General features: G+C 46.5%; 1 protein-coding gene. It reads right to left on the minus strand.

What is annotated here, in order from left to right; translation table 11 throughout:
• A partial coding sequence (locus tag OH460_RS27315; RefSeq protein ID WP_270000195.1) for a hypothetical protein occupies positions 1–720 on the minus strand: 720 nt, incomplete at both ends.

A 720-nucleotide genomic window follows, 5' to 3' on the forward strand; every position in this document is an offset into this window, starting at 1 on the left:
CTGCTCGACCGCTCCTGATACTGGCGCTTCAAAGTTCGTTGACGCTAAATGTGCATCGCTTTCTTTAGAGATGAACTCATTGTCTGCACCTGTAAGCGCCGATCCCATGTCATTATCTGAGCTCGCAGTAAGGTCACTATTCGACTGACTAGAGCCAGTAGAAGCCAACATTTCATTACGGGCGCTCGGCAATTCCTTTGTCCCGTTAGCTATCTGAATAGCTTCATCTGAGTTAATTTCTCCACTTTGAACCGCATTGAACACTTCAATGCCTTCATCAGCAGTAAGTTGGCCACTAGCAATAGCCTCCATCACAATCTCTTTATCTCCATCAGCCATACCACTGAACTGTGAAGACTCCAATAATGCTAGGTCCATTGAACCGCTTCCGGTAACAGAAGGCGAACTTGAATCAGTGTCGTTGAGTGATGCTAGTTTGGTTTGATTCCCCATTTTGTAATCATTGTGAGAGTCCTCACTAGTTCCCGTGCCTTGATTACCGTTATTGGAGTCAGTGGATGCATTCACCAATTGGGTCTGATTTGTTCCCGTCTCCTTCTCTGAAGTATTAGGGCGTTGTGTATTTGCAACAGCATCAGTTGCCTTTTGAGTAGGAGCACTCGCCAGTTGTGTTGCTGACTCTACATTGCCCGACTGTGCTACTGAACTTTCAGTACGTGAGTTAGCTGGTACTGTCTCAGCCACTTTCTGCGGTGATGC

The sequence above is a fragment of the Vibrio sp. Makdt genome (genome assembly GCF_027587015.1).
Lineage (GTDB): Bacteria > Pseudomonadota > Gammaproteobacteria > Enterobacterales > Vibrionaceae > Vibrio > Vibrio chagasii_B.